Raw genomic sequence first — 20,474 nt, 5'->3', positions numbered from 1 at the left:
AGAGTAATGTTTTCCCCCAGCTCGTATTATTTTCACTGAAACAGTACTAAGGCAAAATAATCATTTGTGAAGTCCTGTAACCAGTATCTATTTTTTCTATTTTTGCTGTTTAGTTGATGTCGAGAGACGATTTCCAGCAGGATCATAGTCATATTTATTTGTACTTACCTGATCTGTTGTATCTGAAATGAGACGCCCAAGGCTGTCATAGGTATATGTGATAGTACTCTGTATTTCAGTCATATTGGCTTGAAGAGATGGAACAGTCATAAAATTTATCAAGGCAAGTGTCATGGTCATTGCTATGGTTCTAATGAATGGTTTGCACCTATTTTTTAATATTTCATGTCCCTCTATAAAAAATTGCATTTTAAATAATATAAAAATAGGTCATGATTCTAATTTATTGATAGTGATGAATATTTAAATAATCCCCCATGACTCTGTCATGCATTTCCACGGATTTTGAAAAAGATAAGGTTTTGCGAGTCAGTCTTGCCAAATGCTGACGAAGATTCAGGTTATGTCTCTCTATGCGTTGTGTATAACGCTTGCTGACCACATGCAATTTCCCCATCAGTGTTTTTTCATCGCTTTTCCAGCCATCGGTCATGTAGACCACTATGTTGAAAGGAGCCAGTAACGCCATCAAACGCATCAAGGTCTTTTTTGTTCTTGGACCAAAAACGTGAGCGATCACTTTTCGTCTGAGTCTGTCGTAAGCATAAAAGAGCCAACGGGGCTGCTTCTTTGACTTCACGTATGACCATTGTTCATCCATTTCACCGCAGACAATGACTTCGGTGCCGGAGACAATGGCTTCTGTTACCGATTGAGGTCTGAGTTTTTTAAGTGGCGGAGAACCGTATTCAGGCCAATTCCCATGACACAAGTATAATACTCAATATGATCATTTTGTTGAATATTTCATGATTAAATAAAGATCAAGTAACTTTATGTTTTTTTAACCTAATACTGAGAATAGCTCATAAATAAAACCTATCGGATTTAAAGCTCAAATATATCCCCTTAAAATAGCATGAATATAAAATTTCAAAAAAGACATTCTTAAATAGTGACCAATCCTATATATTCATATTATGGATAATTAAAAATGGGAAAACTCTATTAATCTCAACTAATTTAGCTGGATTATCTATGATTTCATTGACAACAAACTCTGGTAGAGAAAATACAATTGCGGTGGGTACTGTACGCTATAAGCAATATTAATGGCCTGGATGATTACAAGGCAGATATACCCTATGGATTTAAAGCTGCAACTTGAAAGACGACGGGTATAAATCTCTCAAAGGATTTAACCTGAAATACCGCCATAAGATTTTGGAAATCTTTTGTGTTATCGGTTCATTTACTCATACTCCTTTAGCAGATATCTATACTCATAGCATAGTCGTTCTGACAAAATCTTTCGGTCGATCAACAAGCAACACTACAGCAAACGCAACTGGGTCATCTTTTGGTGCGGGACTGAAAGTAAATCCAATGTAAAATGTCACGATTGATTTTTCATGCGAATATCCCGATTGGATGAGGTTAGGTTAGTTCAGTGACAGTCGGTATCGGCTATCAGTTTTTAATTGATTGAAAATAATACCGAAAATACCCTATTATTCTGGAATGTTTTTCTCTAATCGCCTAAATTCCTTCATAATATCGGTCATGCCAAATCACTTACAGGCTATACTGGTGTCAACCTGTAATGCCTGACTTCTCATGTCATGTACTGCAAACTGAAAAAACAAACCGAAATTAGATAAGGTTTATTTATCACTCTGTATAATATGCAAAACCTAATAATTATCACATAACTTCACAAAAAACCTGCTTACAACGATATTAAATTGTTAAATAACGAGATTAAAATCAGAACTTTTTGACTTACTTTAACCTGTTCAATAGAAAAATCTCTAAGTAAACGAGTTTTCTGAAAATAGAGAGTATAAAATAAACACGTAAAATTTGATAAAAAATATACTTTTTATGTAACAATTGTTATCTTTTTGTTTTTATACTAAAAAATAAAAAAACGCTATAGAATTCCAGGCAAAAAAACAAGCTACCCTTCAATCTTCAAAAGTACGAGTGAGTTGTTATTTTCCTGAAAGCCAAAGACCATTCAGTAGAAAAAGTTTCTATAAGTAATATTTTCTAATATAAATTAGATGGCACAGAAATAATAATTCCATGAAAGATTAAAATCTATTTACTTAACCAAAATTAATAAAATTTTACTCAAAAACGAAACATTTTATATCAAACTGTTTGGTTTGGATTTATAATCTATATTTTATGTTATAAATAGAGTTAATATCTTAAAATTCAAGTTATAACTTGCATTAATTCTAGATTATTTGGCTGCTATTGATTTCTAGTAAGTAACAATTTTTCATCACTAATACTATTTAAAAGAAATTAACTGTATGAATAACAAAAAAAATTCATATATTATAATCAATTAAGAGGAATGAGATTTGATATGTAATGAAATTTGACTTAAGTAATGTTATATAGGATTATGTTTACAGTTTGATATATTTTGTTTAGTTTCTAACCTCATGAAAGATCTTAACAAAATAGATAAATACCAAATAATGGCTATTTGATTGAAAATAAATAATATGCCAATAATTTCATTAAGTTAATTTAAAAAACACCTCTAAAATCAATGAATTGAAATAAAAAAATAACAAAATTAACGTTTAATGACCTATTCATTATTCCTCATATGAAGAAAATAGCCTGCTGTTTTACTCAATTGCGGGGGAAAGTAGTTGCAAGATGCAAGGTAACAACAAAATAGAGAATGTGGGTTGCGTCATGGAAGAGTACACCTTGCCTCAGTAAAGGTTCTGTTTTTTACAAGACGTTAATAAGAAAGGTTACTCCATTAAAAAAACAAGGCGCACGTCGGAAAACAAAACGGCGGATCAGGTGTAACAATGGGACATGCCGTAAACGGTATTAAACTCGTCAAGGCATGCCTTATGTTACGCATAGTGGCGAAGTAAAGTTGAGCCATTTTGAAGCTCTAGGGCAATTATCCTTGATAACGCCATAACTTACTGATTTTAAAACAAAAGGATAAGATATGGAAGATGCAAACCTATTAATCGGACAACGTATTCAAAATAAAAGGAAAGAGTTGGGTATCACAGCAACGGCATTAGCTAAACAAATTGGCATTAGTCAGCAACAACTTTCACGTTATGAAAGAGGAACCAATCGAATTAATGTCACTCATTTGGTTGCCATTAGTAAGGAGTTGGAGACGCGTATTTCTTGGTTCTTTGAAGACTGCTTTGGAGAGGAGAGCAAGGAAGATTTTGTTAATAAACTCGATACTCAATACATTCCCATGGCTGAAACAATTATAGGGAAAAATGGTTGTTAAATGGGTCACAATAATCCCCCGTCAGAAGCCTGCCATCAAGCTTGAGCCAAACCCCAAAATATGGGGGCTTCTGACTCCCCTCGAATATTTATCCATTCTTTCAATGGCTATCATCTGCTTTCTTACCTATAGCAGCCATATTCCAAACCGACGCAATGTTACGTGCCAATACCTGTAGATTATCAACACTATTAATCAGAGCATCAGCAAGCGTGCAAACTTCGGGAATAATAGAAAATACAGCATCCAGACCGTGTTGATGTACTATATGGTAGTCTTTGCTCATCCCTCCCACTAAAGCGATAACAGGAATACCGAACTTCTTGGCGATACGTGCAACACCAATAGGCGTTTTGCCATATATGGTCTGGCTATCCATACGACCTTCACCAGTAATAACCAGATCTGCACCCTGAATTATCTTTTCCAACTTCAGAGTCTCGATCACAATCTCAATACCTGATTGTAATTTTGCGCCCAGACAACCCAGTAAAGAAGCGCCCAGACCTCCAGCAGCGCCTGCTCCCGCAGCATCGATCACATTTCTGCCTGTTGCCGCTTCAATTTTCATTCCGTAATGGAATAAAGCTGAATCCAGTATTTTAACCATTTCTGGTGTCGCTCCTTTTTGTGGGCCAAACACCGCAGATGCTCCGGACTCACCGCATAATGGATTATTTACATCACAAGCTATGGTAATTCTCAGTTGCTTGAGGCGGGGATCAAGACCCGAAAGGTCGATACTTTCCAACCGTGTTAATGCTGCTCCACCAAATGGCAGAATGCGGTTATCCCCATCCCGTAAATTTGCCCCAAGTGCTTGCATCATTCCTGCACCACCATCATTGGTTGCACTACCACCGATACCTAAAATCAGCTTTTGTACTCCGTGCTCCAACGCAGCCAAGATCAGCTCTCCAGTACCATATGTTGTCGTTACCAAAGGATTGCGTTGTTCCAACGGCACTAAGTGCAAACCTGAAGCTGCTGCCATTTCTATGACTGCGGTTTTTCCATCGCCCAGCAGTCCCCAAAAAGCTTCAATAGTTCCCCCCAAAGGATCAGTAACTGCACATGTAATACGTTTCCCTCCTGTCGCAGCCACCAGCGATTCCACTGTACCTTCTCCGCCATCGGCCATCGGTAGTTTGATGTAATCAGCCTGTGGAAGAATTTCCCGAAATCCCTGCTCTATCGCTTCTGCTACTTGTAAGGCACTTAAGCTTTCTTTAAATGAATCTGGGGCAATCACGATTTTCATAACAATTTCCTCTCTCCCCTATGTATCCGGTCGACAAAAATTTAGCCAGTAAAATCAAATACACCAAAGATTAAGGTTGAGATAAAAGCAATGGTGAAACCCACCAGTGTTTCATAAAGCAGTAATTTCAATCGATTATGTACCTGCATATATACACTGCCACCTGTCACATGAAAAAAACGCAGAAACTGTCGTCATTTTGTTCTTATCCCCATTGTCTTCATCTTTAATCTGAAGTTGACGAAAGCCATACTGCACACATAAACAGCAGGAATAAAAAAAGCGATAAATAAATTATCGCCTTTTAATCCATTAGGGTATGTATTCAGCATGAAAAAATCTTCATGCTCAGCCATTCGTCAATTACATTAGGCTTCAATCGCCATTCGTAATTTTTTCATGGCATTCTTTTCTAATTGACGTACCCGTTCAGCGGATACACCGTATTTATCAGCCAGTTCTTGCAAAGTAGATTTATTGTCATCATCCAACCAACGGGAACGGATAATGTCCTGACTACGCTCATCCAGCTTTTCCATTGCTACAGAAAGTTTATCCGCAGCATGGTTTTCCCAATTATCTTCTTCAATACCATCCGCAAAATCAGAAGCCTTATCCTGCAAAAACAGCACTGGAGCGGGTTGGTTATCATGGCTGTCATCATCCGATGACATGTCAAATGCCATATCCTGCGCTGACATGCGAGATTCCATCTCCAGAACATCCTTACTGGTCACTCCTAACTCTTTGGCTACTAACTCAATTTCATCCTGATTGAACCAGCCCAAACGTTGTTTAGCCTTACGCAAATTAAAGAATAACTTACGCTGCGCTTTTGTTGTTGCGACTTTCACAATACGCCAATTACGCAATACATATTCATGGATTTCTGCCTTAATCCAGTGAACAGCAAAAGACACCAGACGCACGCCCACTTCTGGATTAAATCGACGAACCGCTTTCATCAGGCCGATATTACCTTCCTGAATTAAATCCGCTTGCGGTAAACCATAACCAGCATAACTGCGAGCGACATGAACAACGAAGCGCAGATGAGACAGAATCAGCTGTTTTGCTGCATCCAGATCTCCCTGGTAATGCAGCCTTTCCGCCAGTTCCTTCTCTTCCTCTGCGGAGAGCATGGGATAAGCGTTGGAAGCACGGATGTACCCTTCCAAACTACCTTGTGGAACTAATGCTAAAGTTTGCATTTCTTTTGTCATTCAAATTCTCTCAAACTAAGAACCAAATTGATGGTTTTTTGAACTTACCTGAAACAATCAATAAAATTTGTTCAAGCCAAAAATGCGCTTATTTTACCATCGTGGAAATCATATTCAAATTGTCTGCATTGTATGAAAACGCACACAAACCAGTAACAGTTTCTTCGACCATAATTAAGCCAAAAAGTTCATCTAATGTCCAACAAAATAGCCCTATTCTGGCCTGAAACGACGTAAATGCTGGATAGTCGCAAGCCATGCAGCAATCCAACCAATCATACCTGAAAGCAGTATCAGTAATAGTGATTCATCCCAACTCAGTCCATACAGCCTGAAGGTTGTACCAAAAACGCTGGCCACTTCTGCGACAATGCTGGAAAGTTTCCAAACTAACAAGTACGAAAGAAGTAATGAAAAAATTGCACCCAGAATTCCCAACAATGCCCCACCATTGAGGAACGGGCGCAAAATAAATCCATCTGTTGCCCCAATCAGTTTCATCACATTAATGGTTTCACGACGGCTAAAGATGCTTAAACGAACACTGTTACCAATTACCAATAGCAAGGCAACTACCATCAGAATGCCTATCACCGCAGCAATTCGGCCAACAAGGTTAGCCAGAGCCGTAAGGCGGTCAAACCAACTATCATCCATTCTGACTTCTTCAATGCCTTTCAACTGTGCTACACGGTCACGCAGTGTTGTTAATGCTTGTGAGTTTTGAAAGTCCAGTTTAGGGGATACAATCGCTACCGCGGGCAATGGATTTTCTTCCAGCATATCTAATGCGCCAGCAAATCCAGACCAGGCACGAAATTCATTCACAGCTTCTTCACGGGATAAATAATTTACCGATTTCACACCGTCCATTACTTTCAGTTCGTCAATCAACTGATTGGAATTGACATCATTCAACGATTTATCAAGGTAGACCGTAAGCTGTGGCACGGGATACCATTGTTCCACCGCCTGATTAACATTTTTCCAGACAATGTAAAACACGCTTGGCAGTGTCAAGGAGATAGCAATAACCATGATGGTCAATAACGTTGCCAGTGGCTGGCGCAACATATCCGACAGGGTACTTTTCCACGCATAACGTGATTGTACACGCCAGCCCCCTTTTAATGACTTGGAACGGGGTTTGGAAGTCGTTGTTTTTTTCGCAGAATGACGGACATGCTTAACCATGATGTCCTCCTTGCATACGTCCCTGATTCAACGTCAGGATGCGGTAATTTCTTCGCTCAATAAGGGCTGTATCATGCGTTGCCATAAGAACCGTCACACCGACTCGGTTAAATTCTTCAAACAGGCGCATAATGCCCTCAGATAGTTCACCATCCAAATTCCCCGTCGGTTCATCTGCCAGCAGGACAGTCGGTTTATTTACAACAGCGCGGGCAATGCCAACGCGCTGTTGTTCTCCTCCAGAGAGTTGAATGGGAAAGTTTTTCGCTTTGTCCAACAAGCCAACCTTATCCAGCGCCGCCGATACCCGCCGACGAATATCTTCAGCACTGGCTCCTGAGATAATCAGTGGCATTGCAATATTTTCGTATACGGTACGATCCAGCAATAGATGGTGATCCTGAAAAATCATACCGATCTGACGGCGCAAAAATGGGATCTCACGAGATTTCAGTCGGCTGATATCATGCCCCCCAAACCAGATATAACCTGCACTCGGACGCTCGATACCACAAATAAGTTTCAAAAGCGTACTCTTACCCGCTCCTGAATGACCGGTTAAAAACGCCATTTCTCCTGGAAGCAGGTGAAAATCCACCCCTTGCAGCGCCTGCCGTCCTCCCAGATAGGCTTTACTGACCTGTTCAAAGCGAATCATTGATAGTTAATCCTCCCGGCTAAAAAGAGCCTCTATAAAATCGTCAGCCTTAAATGGACGGAGATCTTCAATGCCTTCCCCAACACCGATATAACGGATCGGAATTTCAAATTGATCAGCAATAGCGAAAATAACACCTCCTTTCGCTGTACCATCCAATTTGGTTAGTGAAATACCGGTCAATCCAACTGCCTCATGGAATAGTTTAGCTTGGCTGACGGCATTTTGGCCTGTGCTGGCATCCAAAGTCAGCATAATTTCATGTGGCGCTTCTTCGTCCAGCTTTTTCATTACCCGCACGATTTTTTTCAGCTCTTCCATCAGGTGAGATTTGTTCTGTAGGCGTCCTGCGGTATCCGCTATCAGAATATCAACGCCTTTAGCCTTAGCTGATTGAATGGCATCAAAAATAACAGACGCTGGATCCGCGCCAGTATGCTGCGCAATCACTGGGATCTTGTTACGTTCACCCCAAACCTGCAATTGTTCTACTGCCGCAGCGCGGAAAGTATCCCCCGCAGCCAGCATGACGGATTTCCCCTGAGATTGATATTGGCGTGCCAATTTACCAATCGTGGTGGTTTTACCAACGCCATTCACGCCGACCATCAGGATGACATAAGGTGATTTGTCTTCAATTTCCAACGGTCTATCAACTTTTGCCAGAATACCGGACATTTCTTCTTTCAGTTTTATGTATAATGCTTCCGCCTCTTTCAATTCTTTACGGCTGGCATGAGCAGTCAAACTATTGATAATCTTACGAGTTGTTTCAACACCAACATCCGCAATCAATAACTGTTCTTCCAGCTCTTCAAACAAATCATCATCAATCTTTTTGCCACGGAATAATCCGAAAAATCCGGCTCCCAAATTCTGGCGGGTTTTTACCAAACTCCGTTTCAGACGGACGAAGAAGCCTTCTTTGGTCGGGCGTTCCTGCTCTTTAGATAAAGCGGCTGGCTCTTCAACTTGACGGGCCGCTTCCTCTGCCAAACGCTGTTGCTCCGCCTCTTCCGCTGCTCGACGGGCCGCTTCTTCTGCCAAACGCTGCTGTTCCGCCTCTTCCACTGCTCGACGGGCCGCTTCTTCTGCCAAACGCTGCTGTTCCGCCTCTTCCACTGCTCGACGGGCCGCTTCTTCTGCCAAACGCTGCTGTTCCGCCTCTTCCGCTACTCGACGGGCCGCTTCTTCTGTCAAACGCTGCTGTTCCGCCTCTTCCACTGCTCGACGGGCCGCTTCTTCTGCCAAACGCTGCTGTTCCACCTCTTCCGCTGCTCGACGGGCCGTTTCTTCTGCCAAACGCTGTTGCTTTGCTTCTTCCGCTACTAACTTTTCTTTTTCAATTTGTTCTTCTAGTTGTTTCTTTTCCTGACGACCAAGTCCGAACCAAGAGAAGAAACCTTTTTTTTTCTCTTTTGCCATCGGCCACTACACTCCTCGCGGTTAATTATGGCGTTGTAACAACCTATCCCACTAAGCTGGTTGCTTTACCTTTTGTCAGGTGATTAACTCATATAGGGATAAGCCAAGAACCCAGCCCAATAGACGCTTTATTTTTAACAATTACACCTACTGAGATAGGTTCTAATGGTGATAAAATCCAGTCTAACATTTTCATCAGACCACAACACATATTCTATTAAGGATTTCGTGGTAAATTAATCAATGGGTTTCTTGATTTTCGCTTTTTGTATCTGCCACCTATACCCAATAGACGGGGAGTTACACACCACAGCGATGACAAATATTTAAGTTATGTAAACTATGACTAAAAAATCACAGCGCACACCTTTAGGACAAATCCGCATTATTGGCGGGAAATGGCGCGGAAGAAAATTACCGGTTCCAGATAGTGAGGGATTACGTCCGACTACAGATCGTGTCCGCGAAACATTGTTTAACTGGTTAATGCCAGTTATTCAAGGAGCTTGCTGTCTGGACTGTTTTTCCGGCAGTGGGGCCCTTGGATTTGAAGCTTTATCGCGCAATGCAAACAACACTACTTTGATTGAGTACGATCGCAACGTAGCAAAACAACTGTCAAATAATTTAGCTTTATTGAAAGCAGAAAACGGCAATGTTGTACAAGGCAATACGCTGCAATATCTCAATCAGCCTGGCACGCCTTTTGATGTAGTATTCCTTGATCCTCCCTTCCGCAAAGGAATGCTGACAGAAACTATCAATTTACTGGAAACCAACGGATGGCTGGCTGAGGTGAGTTGGGTTTATGTCGAAGCAGAATCTGAATCTGCCGCAACAGAAGTTCCTACAAACTGGCACTTACACCGGGAAAAAATTGCCGGGCAAGTTGCATACCGATTGTATATTCGCCGCCAGTAAACTGCGGCTTGGCCTACTTAAATACGATTCTGGAGTTGATAATGTTTATTCAATTAGGAAGAGCAATTATGGTTTGTGTTTGGGGTATCATGATCCTCAATCTGATTCACCCTTTTCCTAAGCCATTGAAATACTTTATGGATATCGCTATGGTCTTTACGGTGGTTATGCATGCTTTCCAACTGCTATTGCTAAAACATTCTCAGCCTAAAGACCAAAAACTTTCCGGCCTGTTACAGGCTAAAATCTTCTTTTTTGGCGTATTTGAATTATTGACCTGGCAGAAAAAAATACGTCTGAAGAAAAAATAACAAATTATATTTTATGCCCTATAGATTTCAGGTTGTATCGTTAATATCGAATTAAAATTGGTACTCTCACTTCACCCCATCATAAACAGCAATGCCTGATAAAACAGGCATTGAACATTTAAGGAAAGGAAAAATATGAGTTGGCCATTTCTTGCGGTGTTTTTCTCTGGATGGTTATACATTGATGCGGCCTATCGTGGCATCAGATGGCAACAATGGGTGTTTTACCCTGTTACGATGTTACTTCTACTATTATGGGCATTTCAGGCACCAAATCTCGAAGCAACAGGCTATCTCATTATTGCCGGTCTTATTGTTTCCTTGCTTTCTGACTCACTCCGAATACTCCCCAGTAAGTATTTACTATTCTCATTTATCGCGTTGTTCCTGAGTTACTTGCTTTATACAATCAGCTTTGCCTTACATATGGGGTTCAGTTTCTTCTTCCCATTGCCATTGATCTTGCTGGTTGTCGGCATCGTGGTCATGTTTATTGTCTGGAGACGTCTCGATACCTTACGTTGGCGAGTGTTGGATACCTGGATAATGGTGCTCATCATGGTTTGGGTTGCAGGAGAACAATATTTTGCACTCAGCAATGCAAGTCGTTTCTCCGCCGTGGCTGGAGCCATTTTACTACTCCTTGCACACAGTATTAGTATTATTGACCAATATCGTTTCCCTTTTAAATTATCAAAAGCAATCGTGATAACCTGTCGTTTTATTGGACATTTTTTGATTATTCGTTCACTAATTGTTTAATTCTGTACTGAGATATTATTTATTTCGCTCACCTTTGGTGAGCGAAATGTTAGCCCCAACCATTCACAAAAGTTCACAGAAAAAGGAGAGAATGGATAATTTTTCCCGGCTATTCCAACCATTCTTCCCAATCTTCCTAACATCAGATAGCACAATTCACCCAAAAAATTTCTCTTTTAGGGTTTGACTCTGGAGTCAACTCCAAAGTGTAGAGTTAATGGTAATCAACCTGAATTAACATCATTGAGAGGCCATTATGTTCTCTATTTTTAAAAAACATAAACAATTACAAAGTGGCTCTATCTCCTCCCCAAAGAGAGTCCTTCAAGGTTCTGCCAGCATTAAGAATGTAAGTAAACATTCACATCATGGTGGTTCTTGCTCACTCGATCACGCTCATGTCACACAAGATACAACACCTCCTGAGCTCACTGCCAACCAGCGTTTCAACTGGGTTATTCATGGCATGGACTGCCCAAGCTGTGCAGGAAAAATTGAAAATGCCGTGAAAAAAATTCCTGAAGCCAAACAGGTCAAAGTGCTGTTCACAACAGAAAAGCTGGTCGTAGATGCTGATTCCGATATTCGCGCTGCCGTTGTCCAAGCGGTCAAAAAAGCTGGTTTTGAAATCAAAGAAACTGACTCAACTTCTAAGCTCTCCCCACCACCAACGACGAGCTTCTGGAAAACATTCTCCCCAATCCTCACTCTTGCTGTATTAATGATTATCAGCGCAGGCATTGCGAAAATTAGCGCACCTGCCGGACAGATTGCTTTCATTATAACGGTGTTGATTGGGTTATATCCCATTGCAACCAAAGCCATCAAATTGTTTCGATCCGGAACACCTTTTGCTATTGAATCATTAATGAGTGTGGCGGCTATTGGTGCGCTGTTCATCAATGCTACTTCAGAAGCTGCAATGGTGATTTTGCTGTTCAGACTAGGAGAAATTCTAGAATCTTATGCCGCAGGTCGTGCCCGCCGTGGTGTCAGTGCCTTGATGGAATTAGTGCCTGAACAAGCACTACTCGTAACAAATAGCGGAAAGAAAACGGTTCCTGCTGCCGAGTTACGTCCAGGCGATATCATCGAAATTGCTCCTGGTGCCCGTTTACCCACTGATGCTAAGCTTCTTAACTCGTTCGCCAGTTTCGATGAAAGTGCTCTGACAGGTGAATCTATCCCTGTTGAACGCAAGCAGGGAGAAAAAGTCGCAGCAGGATCTCTTTCTGTTGATAGTGCGGTGCAAATGAAAGTCATGTCCGAACCCGGACACAATGCCATTGACCGTATTCTGCAACTAATTGAAGAAGCAGAAGAACGCCGGGCACCGATTGAACGTTTCATTGATAAATTCAGCCGCATTTATATGCCGCTGATTATTTTGCTCGCTGCACTGGTCATGATAATACCTCCTATATTTTTTTCTGAGCCATGGGATACTTGGATCTATCGCGGTCTTACCCTGTTGTTAATTGGTTGCCCCTGTGCACTGGTTATCTCAACTCCCGCAGCCATTACTTCTGCACTCGCAGCCGCAACCCGACGTGGAGCACTCATCAAAGGCGGTGCTGCGTTAGAACAACTCGGTGTAGTCACTACTATTGCACTGGATAAGACAGGCACGCTGACCGAAGGGAAACCTCAAGTCACTGATATTGAACCTGTAGAAAATATGAGTGTGAAAACATTACTGGCTATGGCAGGTGCCGTAGAAAGTGGTTCCCATCATCCATTGGCCAAAGCCATTCTTAATGAGGCAGAAAGTAAAGGCGTCACTGTTATTGAAGCGGAAAATCGTAAAGCCCTGGCAGGTATCGGGGTTGAAGGACAATTATCAGGGCAAAAAATACTGGTCGCAGCACCAGAACGACTCCCTGAAAATACTTTATCCTCAAAATGGAAACAGCGGGTTATTGAACTGGAAGATAGCGGAAAAACAGCGGTTGCAGTGGTACAAGGTGAGCAATTTATTGGCCTGATTGCTATGCAGGATACTTTACGTCAGGATGCTATTGAAGCTATTCAATCTCTGAAGCAACAAGGTGTCAATGCTGTGATGCTGACCGGTGATAACCCTCGTGCGGCAGCTGCGATTGCGGGTCAATTAGGTATTGATTATCGAGCAGGACTGCTGCCGGAAGACAAAGTCAGAGCGGTAATGCGGCTCAATGAAAAGCACAACACAATGATGGTCGGTGATGGCATCAACGATGCTCCTGCTATGAAAGCATCCAGTATTGGGGTAGCGATGGGCAGTGGTACTGACGTCGCTCTGGAAACAGCCGATGCTGCACTGACACACAATCGTTTAACGGGTTTGACAGAAATTATCACTCTGTCGCGGGCAACACACTACAATATCCGTCAAAATATCACTATCGCATTAGGTTTGAAGGCGATATTCCTGGTCACCAGCCTATTGGGGATCACGGGGTTATGGCTGGCCGTATTAGCGGATTCAGGTGCTACAGCATTGGTGACAGCAAATGCTATTCGGTTGCTGCGGGTTAAATCCCAGAAATAGTGGTAAGTCTTATAGTTTATAAAATATTTAACAACCCATAAAAATGAAGAAAACAAATTGAAAAGGTGCAAAGGAAGCACCTTTTCAAAATAATACTACAGTTACTCAAGATTGCTATTAAGACAAAAGGAAATATGGCACTTAGTGAGATGATAAACATTTCCAAGCCCCACACTGATAAGTTTAGTACGGGTTTATTTTTCTACCAGTTCATCATGCAATATTTTCATTTTTTTGGATTAGATATCTATATGGCGCTTTCGCCGTCTCCTGAGCAATCAGCGTATGTTCCATAAAACGGCAGAAACCGGGAATATCGCGAGTCGTCGCCGGATCATCAGCAATGATTAATAACGTCTGCCCTGCATCCATATGACGGACAGTTTTACGTATCATCATCACCGGCTCCGGGCAACGCAATCCCTGCGTATCAAGCGTTTTATCAGGGTTAGCAAAAAAATCGGACATAACAATCTCTGTGAGTTCAAACAATCTATGGCGACAAATTATATTACATAATATCGCCAATCACTGCTTTTTGCTTTTGTTGTTCAGCCTGCGTATGATCCATTTCCCCTGATTATTTAGGGAAAATTGGTTTCTGGGTTCCCTCACCCCATTCAGTAAAAAGGTACAATATGTTCCAATTAACTACGCAGCAAATAACCACGCAGCAGAAAGCATCTGTGTTATTCTGGCTTTCTCTTTTTCATATTCTGATCATTACTTCCAGTAATTATCTGGTACAGTTGCCCGTCTCTATTTTCGGTTTTCATACCACTTGGGGAGCATTTACATTTCCCTTTATCTTTCTGGCAACAGATTTAACAGTGCGAATTTATGGTGCTCCGTTAGCACGACGGATTATCATGACAGTTATGTTTCCGGCCTTGATGATCTCCTACCTTATCTCTGCGCTGTTTTTTCAGGGGACATGGCAAGGATTTTCATCCTTAGGAACGTTTAACTTGTTTGTTGCCCGCATCGCAGCAGCAAGTTTTATGGCTTATGTACTTGGTCAGATATTAGATGTCGGGGTTTTCAACCGTCTGCGTCAAAAACAGCGGTGGTGGATAGCACCGGCTGCTGCCATGTTTTTCGGTAATATGCTTGATACACTGGCATTTTTCTTTATTGCTTTCTATCGCAGCACCGATGCGTTTATGGCGACACATTGGGTAGAGATTGCATTAGTAGATTACGCATTTAAGCTGTTTATTTGCATGCTCTTTTTCCTGCCCGCTTATGGTATCTTGCTGAATCTTATTCTTAAGTTCTTTTTCTCATATTCAACAGATAAGACATTGGTTAAAACCAATTAAAACAGCATTGCGTCCTAAGTTAATCAGGGCGCAAATTTCCTTGCAGTTTTTCCTCATAAATCCCTCATTTCCTGCTTTTGCACATCACCTACCAGTATATTTTGTCGTATAGTGGTGGCGGACAGGCAAACAAATACTTTTATCCGAAACCACTAATAACCTGCCACACACCAACGTTGTGACAGTCCGTATCAGGTTTCCAGTGAAGAAGGAATATGTCTTATGCTGAAAGTGATCCAGTCTCCATCCAAATATATCCAAGGACCAGATGCGATATCCCACATCGGTCAATATACTAAAATACTTGCTGACCATGTTTTCGTGATTGCTGATAATTTTGTGATGAATCTCATTGGAGATACCGTCAGCAAAAGCCTGAAAGAACACCAGGTAACCAGCCATTTTGAAGTTTTCAACGGTGAATGCAGCCGTAGTGAAATACAACGCCTGTCAGCCATTTTATCAAATAACCAGTGTCAGGCGGTGATTGGGATTGGTGGTGGAAAAACGCTTGATACCGCTAAGGCAGTGGCACACGAAGCGAAATTGCCGACTGTTCTTTCTCCGACTCTTGCTTCAACAGATGCCCCTACCAGTGCGCTTTCCGTCTTATACACAGAATTGGGAAAATTTGATGGTTATTTACTCTACCCCAAAAACCCCGATATTGTGTTGGTAGACACCAGTATTATTGCCAAATCCCCTGTTCGCCTATTTGTATCTGGTATGGGAGATGCTCTCTCGACCTATTTTGAAGCACGTGCCAGCAGTACAGCCCATAACCTGACCATGGCTGGTGGCGGAACTTCTCTAACCGGGCTGACTCTGGCAAAACTGTGCTATGACACTTTGCTGGCAGAAGGTTTTAAAGCGAAGCTGGCAGTAGAGGCCGGAGTCATGACACCCGCAGTTGAAAATATTATTGAAGCCAACACTTACCATAGTGGAATTGGTTTTGAAAGCGCGGGGCTTGCCGCAGCCCATGCCATTCACAATGGTTTTACCACGCTGGAAGAGTGCCACCATCTGTATCACGGTGAAAAAGTGGCATTCGGCACGTTAACACAACTGATATTGGAAAATAGCCCAAGTGAAGAGTTAGAAACAGTACTCGATTTCTGTGTACAAGTCGGCCTCCCGGTTACACTAGAGCAACTTGGCCTACGAGAGAATGAGAACCTACACAAAAAAATAATGCAGGTTGCTATAACTAGTTGTGCTGAAGGGGAAACCATTCACAATATGCCATTTACCGTAACCCCAGAACAAGTCTACGCTGCAATTCTGGCAGCAGATCGAATGGGTAAAGATTGGTTGTATTGATGAGGCAGTGCCATCAGTTTCAGAGCGGGTTTCTCCGCTCTGATTTTATGTGAGAGCTGTCACTACTTCTTGAACGTCTTTTCATAGCCGAAAGGAAGTAAAAGAAAATGACGGGAAAATAAATGGGCATGGCCTCTCAAGACCATGCCCTCCATAAAATAATATTATCTATTCACGTTCATCCATCATTCTTAATGGACATCAACGACTTGTTTTGTTGGTTCTGGCCATATACTCGCAATATGGTTAAGACACTCTTCCTTAGAACCTTTCTTACCCGTTGCCATCCAACCAATTGGGATCAGAGATTCATCAGGCCAAATCGAGTACTGCTTTTTAATGTTGATAACAACCATCCAAACCTCAGTTTCATTTCCTGTTAGTTGCTGCATGATAAAGCCTCCTGTTTGTAGCTTTCTGACAGTACCCGTGGCAGGAATCCAATACCTATCAAATAACGCAATACCTGGTGGACATATTCAGATGTAATTACCGGACACTGAATATTTGTTCCTTCCAATGCTGCCATTGTCTGTTTCAACTCTAACTCTGGCTGGATTTCATGAATATAAGCAGGATCCAATGCACGATAAGGTTTCTCTGCCATATCCCGAATCAACGGAATCAGTGGATACAGCGGATGAGAGTCATCCAAAGCAAGAATTTTCTCTTTCCCTTCGTTGAATGGCACTGGATTGAGGATATAACCAAATTCCTGCACCCAATCGAAGAACTGCCGGATAGAGACTTGTACAGGGTTAAACAAGTTGAAAAATTTCCCGGCAGATTCAGGCTGTTTAGAGATATGCACCAATGACTCAGCAACATAATCAACCGGTATAATATCAAGCAGCAACGCATGGTCAGGGTAGAATCCCATTGCCAGATAACCTTTCAGGGATGCGATAAGATAATCATTCCCCTGTGCAGCACCTGTACGAGTATGCCCAAGGATCAAACCGGGACGATAAATACTCACTGGCACACCCCGATTACGGGCAATGTTGATGATCCCTTCTGATACCCACTTGCTGCCGGAATAACCGGAAGGATCACGTACGGTTTCACTCATAGCACGATCATCTTCCATAAATGGACGAGGTGATTCAGTCGCAAACAAGGCATTCACGGAAGAAACATAATGGAAGTGTTTCAAGCGTGAAGTACAGGCAAATTCCAGTGCGGTTCTGGTGCCATCAACGTTAATACTTTTCAGTGCACTATAAGGATAAATGAAGTTAACCAACGCACCATTGTGATAAATTACGTCAACATCTTGCGCAAGTTTCTCCCAGGTTTCCGGCAACAGACCGAAACGAGGCTGCCCTAAATCTCCTATCACAAAATCTACGCGATCAAGCTCATTACCCACATCAATCTGGTAATTCACAAAACCAGCCTTGATCCTGTCACGCGCATGTCTTTCATCAGCAGCACGGCACAAACAGATAACTTGAGCCGAAGTCTGTTTCAGCAATTGTTCCAGTAAATGCAGGCCAAGATATCCGGTAGCTCCCGTCAGCAATACGGTATCAGGTTTATACCAGTTTGCATGAGGTAAACCATCCGGGCGTACACTCTCTTTCAGGTAAACGTCTTTTCTCAGTGTTTCTGCATGTTGCTGGATAAGCGCTTCACTGTGATAATTTCCTGCAAGCTGAGCCGGATTACTTTTCTGTACCTCGATCATTTCATCCAGAATGGCCGAAATTCTGGCGATAGTGGGTTCAACATAGATACCAGAAATAGGGATCCTGAGTGAGAATGCTTTTTCAAGATGCTCCACCATACGGGCAACCAAGATGGAATGCCCGCCAATCTGGAAGAAATCATCCGTAATACCAAAGGTGTCGACTGCCAACAGATCGCGCCAGATAGCATAAACCCGTTTTTCGGTTTCTGTCTGAGGCTGCACAATGTCGTAGCTGGCATTCAGACGTTCTGCCACTTCTTCCAGACGCTTTCTATCTCGCTTGCCACTGCTCGTCAAAGGGATATAAGGGATACGATAATATTCAGTAGGTATCCAGGCTTCATGCAGGCGTTCCCTTAATGCTACCTGAGTCTCCCGAACCCACTCATCAGGTACAACCATATTAGGGTCAAATAAGACGAATGCCTGTATCCTGGCAAGATCACCGCTTCCTGCCACACGGATGATGGCATCCTGGACACCACTTTGTTTTCTCAACGCAATTTCTACTTCACCCAATTCAATACGGTAACCACGTACTTTTACCTGATCATCCTGTCTTCCCATATAAATGAGAGAACCATCTTCAAGCATACGTGCCATATCACCGGTCAGATACGCCCTTCTACCTTTTTGTTTTACATCAGGAACATATCGTTTAGCGGTTTCAGTGGGATTGTTGCGGTATCCTGCTGTCACACCCAACCCACCAATCAGGATTTCTCCTACAGTTCCTTTAGGTACAGGGCATAAATACTTATCCACAATTGTGATACTGGTGCCGGGAATTGGCCCACCTAATTGCACCTTATCCCCTTTTCTCATACAGAATGCTGTCGACCAGATTGTAGTTTCCGTCGGGCCATAAGCATTCCATAAAGTTCCACCAGATGCGGTCAGTTGATCCGCCAGATCTTGTGACAGAGCCTCTCCTCCACAAATCATACTCATATCTGAGCGAGGTTCCCAGCCTGCATTCAAAGCCATTGACCAGGTGACTGGTGTTGCCTGAGCAAGTGTAAATTGAGGATCAGACAGTGTCTGAGACAACGCCATCGCGTCACGTTGGGTATCGATTGATGTAATGTAGATACTGCCGCCATGAACAACAGTCAACAGCAACTCGACCAATGAAATGTCAAAAGAGAAAGTTGTCAGTGCAAGCATGCGATCGTTTTGATTGACTGACAGTAATTTCCCAAATGCACACAAGCAGGCCGCTAGATTGTCATGCTGTACCTGTACAGCTTTTGGTAGCCCGGTAGAGCCGGAGGTGAACATCACGTAGGCTGGATGATCACCCAACTCAGGAATATCAATACGTTCTGTTACTTTCCCGCCAGTATTTGAAAGGAGTTCCAAAGGAATATGTGTTGATGCTTTCAATCCCATTGATACTGTATCATCAGATACCAAAATACTTTCCGGTAAACTGGCGAGAATATCGTTCAAACGCTTTTCTGGCATCATGGTATTGAGGGGAATGTACACTGCTCCAAGTTGCCAGGCCGCCAGCATAGTGATAAACCATGGAATACCTCTCTCGGCTGCAATAGCAACATTACTTCCCATTGTGACACCATTGCAACGCAAAACATTTGCTGCATTCATGACCCGTTTCTGTAATTCACCAAATGCCAACGTTCCATGTTGATCCGAGACAGCAGTGTCATTCGGCATGGTTTTTGCCAGTTTTGCTAATCGAGATGGTACATTATCAAACCATGGTTGAAGTTTCTTTTCCATGTAACTGATATTATTGCCATTAATATCAGGATTATTGGAGAATGAAGATTTTTGCCCAGTAAATGCTGTGTGTAATATTGCCTTGTGTGTGTAAGTATTCATAATGATGTTCTCATTCTGTTCTCCATTTTATTTCATCATTTTTTATGACGAATGGAGATATTTTTGCTGTTAGTCAATAAATTTCAGCTATTGTCCACATCGGGCTACTCCAAATACCTTATGTTGACTTTAACTGAATTAAAAAAATAAACTTCAAAAAGTATCATAAAAACTTAACAACTAATTAATTAATATTTTTTACAATTTTTTATTAATTAAACAATCAACCCATAAATGGATAGGATCCTTATTAACGAATAGAGTGTATTACGCCTTATACACCACTTCATCGCTTTGATATTATTGTGTTTTATTTTATAAATAACTATTCATGTCTTCATGAAAACCCATCTCATGAATATGAATAACTATTTGTGGTAATATCCATTATTTCCGAATAGAAATTCAAACATTTTATTTGTAACTGTGTTATAAAAAACGTCAAGCATGTAAATAAAAATAGCTCCCATAGCTAAATAAAAAAACACGATACAGAAATAGTTATCAACTAAAAATAATACAAGCGAAAATATCACTGCCAATTTATTTCTATATGTTTAAGAATTTTTATACTTGTGTAAATGACAT

16 protein-coding genes and 2 pseudogenes are annotated in these 20,474 nt (G+C 41.7%); 7 read left to right on the top strand and 11 right to left on the bottom strand.

Annotated features, from left to right (window positions below; translation table 11 throughout):
* Positions 1-96: 96 nt before the first annotated feature.
* On the bottom strand, positions 97-270 hold the full coding sequence (locus tag HGO23_RS20125; RefSeq protein ID WP_483409872.1) for a hypothetical protein: 174 nt from the start codon (positions 268-270) through the stop codon (positions 97-99).
* A gap of 133 nt (positions 271-403) precedes the next feature.
* Positions 404-888 (bottom strand): annotated as a pseudogene (locus HGO23_RS01845) (IS1 family transposase); the annotation flags it as partial.
* A gap of 2,224 nt (positions 889-3,112) precedes the next feature.
* Here HGO23_RS01845 and HGO23_RS01840 point away from each other — a divergent pair.
* Positions 3,113-3,415: a helix-turn-helix domain-containing protein gene (locus HGO23_RS01840; protein WP_099137136.1), complete on the top strand. Its 303-nt coding sequence runs from the start codon at positions 3,113-3,115 to the stop codon at positions 3,413-3,415.
* A gap of 100 nt (positions 3,416-3,515) precedes the next feature.
* Here the strand turns inward: HGO23_RS01840 and HGO23_RS01835 are convergent, their stop codons facing one another.
* The 6 genes and pseudogenes from HGO23_RS01835 to ftsY form a co-directional block, all read right to left on the bottom strand.
* Positions 3,516-4,676 (bottom strand): glycerate kinase, encoded by a 1,161-nt coding sequence (locus tag HGO23_RS01835; RefSeq protein WP_209027771.1) that lies wholly within the window; start codon positions 4,674-4,676, stop codon positions 3,516-3,518.
* 41 nt (positions 4,677-4,717) lie between these two features.
* A pseudogene (locus tag HGO23_RS01830) lies at positions 4,718-4,855 on the bottom strand (GntP family permease); the annotation flags it as partial.
* Positions 4,856-5,044: 189 nt separating this feature from the next.
* On the bottom strand, positions 5,045-5,899 hold the full coding sequence (rpoH, locus tag HGO23_RS01825) for an RNA polymerase sigma factor RpoH (RefSeq protein ID WP_209027769.1): 855 nt from the start codon (positions 5,897-5,899) through the stop codon (positions 5,045-5,047).
* 213 nt (positions 5,900-6,112) lie between these two features.
* Positions 6,113-7,093, bottom strand: a complete 981-nt coding sequence (ftsX, locus tag HGO23_RS01820) for a permease-like cell division protein FtsX (RefSeq protein ID WP_099137132.1) — start codon at positions 7,091-7,093, stop codon at positions 6,113-6,115.
* Complete coding sequence (gene ftsE, locus HGO23_RS01815) at positions 7,086-7,751, bottom strand: cell division ATP-binding protein FtsE (protein WP_099137131.1); 666 nt, start codon at positions 7,749-7,751, stop codon at positions 7,086-7,088. Before ftsE ends, ftsX begins: the two co-directional genes overlap by 8 nt.
* Before the next feature lie 6 nt (positions 7,752-7,757).
* Positions 7,758-9,176 (bottom strand): signal recognition particle-docking protein FtsY, encoded by a 1,419-nt coding sequence (ftsY, locus tag HGO23_RS01810; protein WP_209027767.1) that lies wholly within the window; start codon positions 9,174-9,176, stop codon positions 7,758-7,760.
* A 342-nt stretch (positions 9,177-9,518) separates the two neighbouring features.
* Here ftsY and rsmD point away from each other — a divergent pair, with 342 nt between their 5' ends.
* The 4 genes from rsmD to HGO23_RS01790 all read left to right on the top strand — a co-directional run bounded on the left by rsmD (position 9,519) and on the right by HGO23_RS01790 (position 13,700).
* A complete protein-coding gene (gene rsmD, locus HGO23_RS01805; RefSeq protein WP_099137128.1) occupies positions 9,519-10,097 on the top strand; it encodes a 16S rRNA (guanine(966)-N(2))-methyltransferase in 579 nt (192 codons plus the stop codon).
* A 41-nt stretch (positions 10,098-10,138) separates the two neighbouring features.
* Positions 10,139-10,408 (top strand): DUF1145 family protein, encoded by a 270-nt coding sequence (locus HGO23_RS01800; RefSeq protein WP_099137126.1) that lies wholly within the window; start codon positions 10,139-10,141, stop codon positions 10,406-10,408.
* 135 nt (positions 10,409-10,543) lie between these two features.
* A complete protein-coding gene (locus HGO23_RS01795) occupies positions 10,544-11,170 on the top strand; it encodes a lysoplasmalogenase (RefSeq protein WP_099137124.1) in 627 nt (208 codons plus the stop codon).
* A 256-nt stretch (positions 11,171-11,426) separates the two neighbouring features.
* A complete protein-coding gene (locus HGO23_RS01790; protein ID WP_209027765.1) occupies positions 11,427-13,700 on the top strand; it encodes a zinc/cadmium/mercury/lead-transporting ATPase in 2,274 nt (757 codons plus the stop codon).
* A gap of 213 nt (positions 13,701-13,913) precedes the next feature.
* On the opposite strand, the gene tusA is transcribed toward HGO23_RS01790, so the two are convergent.
* Entirely contained in the window at positions 13,914-14,168 is a 255-nt protein-coding gene (gene tusA, locus HGO23_RS01785) for a sulfurtransferase TusA (RefSeq protein WP_099137121.1), read from the bottom strand.
* A gap of 170 nt (positions 14,169-14,338) precedes the next feature.
* Between tusA and HGO23_RS01780 the strand changes: the two genes are divergently transcribed.
* Positions 14,339-15,022, top strand: a complete 684-nt coding sequence (locus HGO23_RS01780; RefSeq protein ID WP_209027763.1) for a 7-cyano-7-deazaguanine/7-aminomethyl-7-deazaguanine transporter — start codon at positions 14,339-14,341, stop codon at positions 15,020-15,022.
* Between the two features lie 222 nt (positions 15,023-15,244).
* Complete coding sequence (locus tag HGO23_RS01775; RefSeq protein ID WP_099137118.1) at positions 15,245-16,345, top strand: glycerol dehydrogenase; 1,101 nt, start codon at positions 15,245-15,247, stop codon at positions 16,343-16,345.
* 191 nt (positions 16,346-16,536) lie between these two features.
* Here HGO23_RS01775 and HGO23_RS01770 read toward each other — a convergent pair whose 3' ends face one another.
* Both HGO23_RS01770 and HGO23_RS01765 read right to left on the bottom strand, forming a co-directional pair.
* The gene (locus tag HGO23_RS01770; protein WP_047679202.1) at positions 16,537-16,737 is read right to left on the bottom strand and encodes an MbtH family NRPS accessory protein; all 201 of its coding nucleotides are present in this window, start codon (positions 16,735-16,737) and stop codon (positions 16,537-16,539) included.
* Positions 16,725-19,886 carry a thioester reductase domain-containing protein gene (locus tag HGO23_RS01765; protein ID WP_209027761.1) on the bottom strand — a complete coding sequence of 1,054 codons (3,162 nt, stop codon included), beginning with the start codon at positions 19,884-19,886 and terminating at the stop codon, positions 16,725-16,727. The genes HGO23_RS01770 and HGO23_RS01765 overlap by 13 nt, the downstream gene beginning before the upstream one ends.
* Between the last annotated feature and the right edge of the window lie 588 nt (positions 19,887-20,474).

The organism is Xenorhabdus budapestensis, assembly GCF_017743015.1.
Lineage (GTDB): Bacteria > Pseudomonadota > Gammaproteobacteria > Enterobacterales > Enterobacteriaceae > Xenorhabdus > Xenorhabdus budapestensis.
The sequence above is the reverse complement of the archived record's forward strand: the minus strand, read 5'-3'. Positions and strand labels throughout refer to the sequence as shown.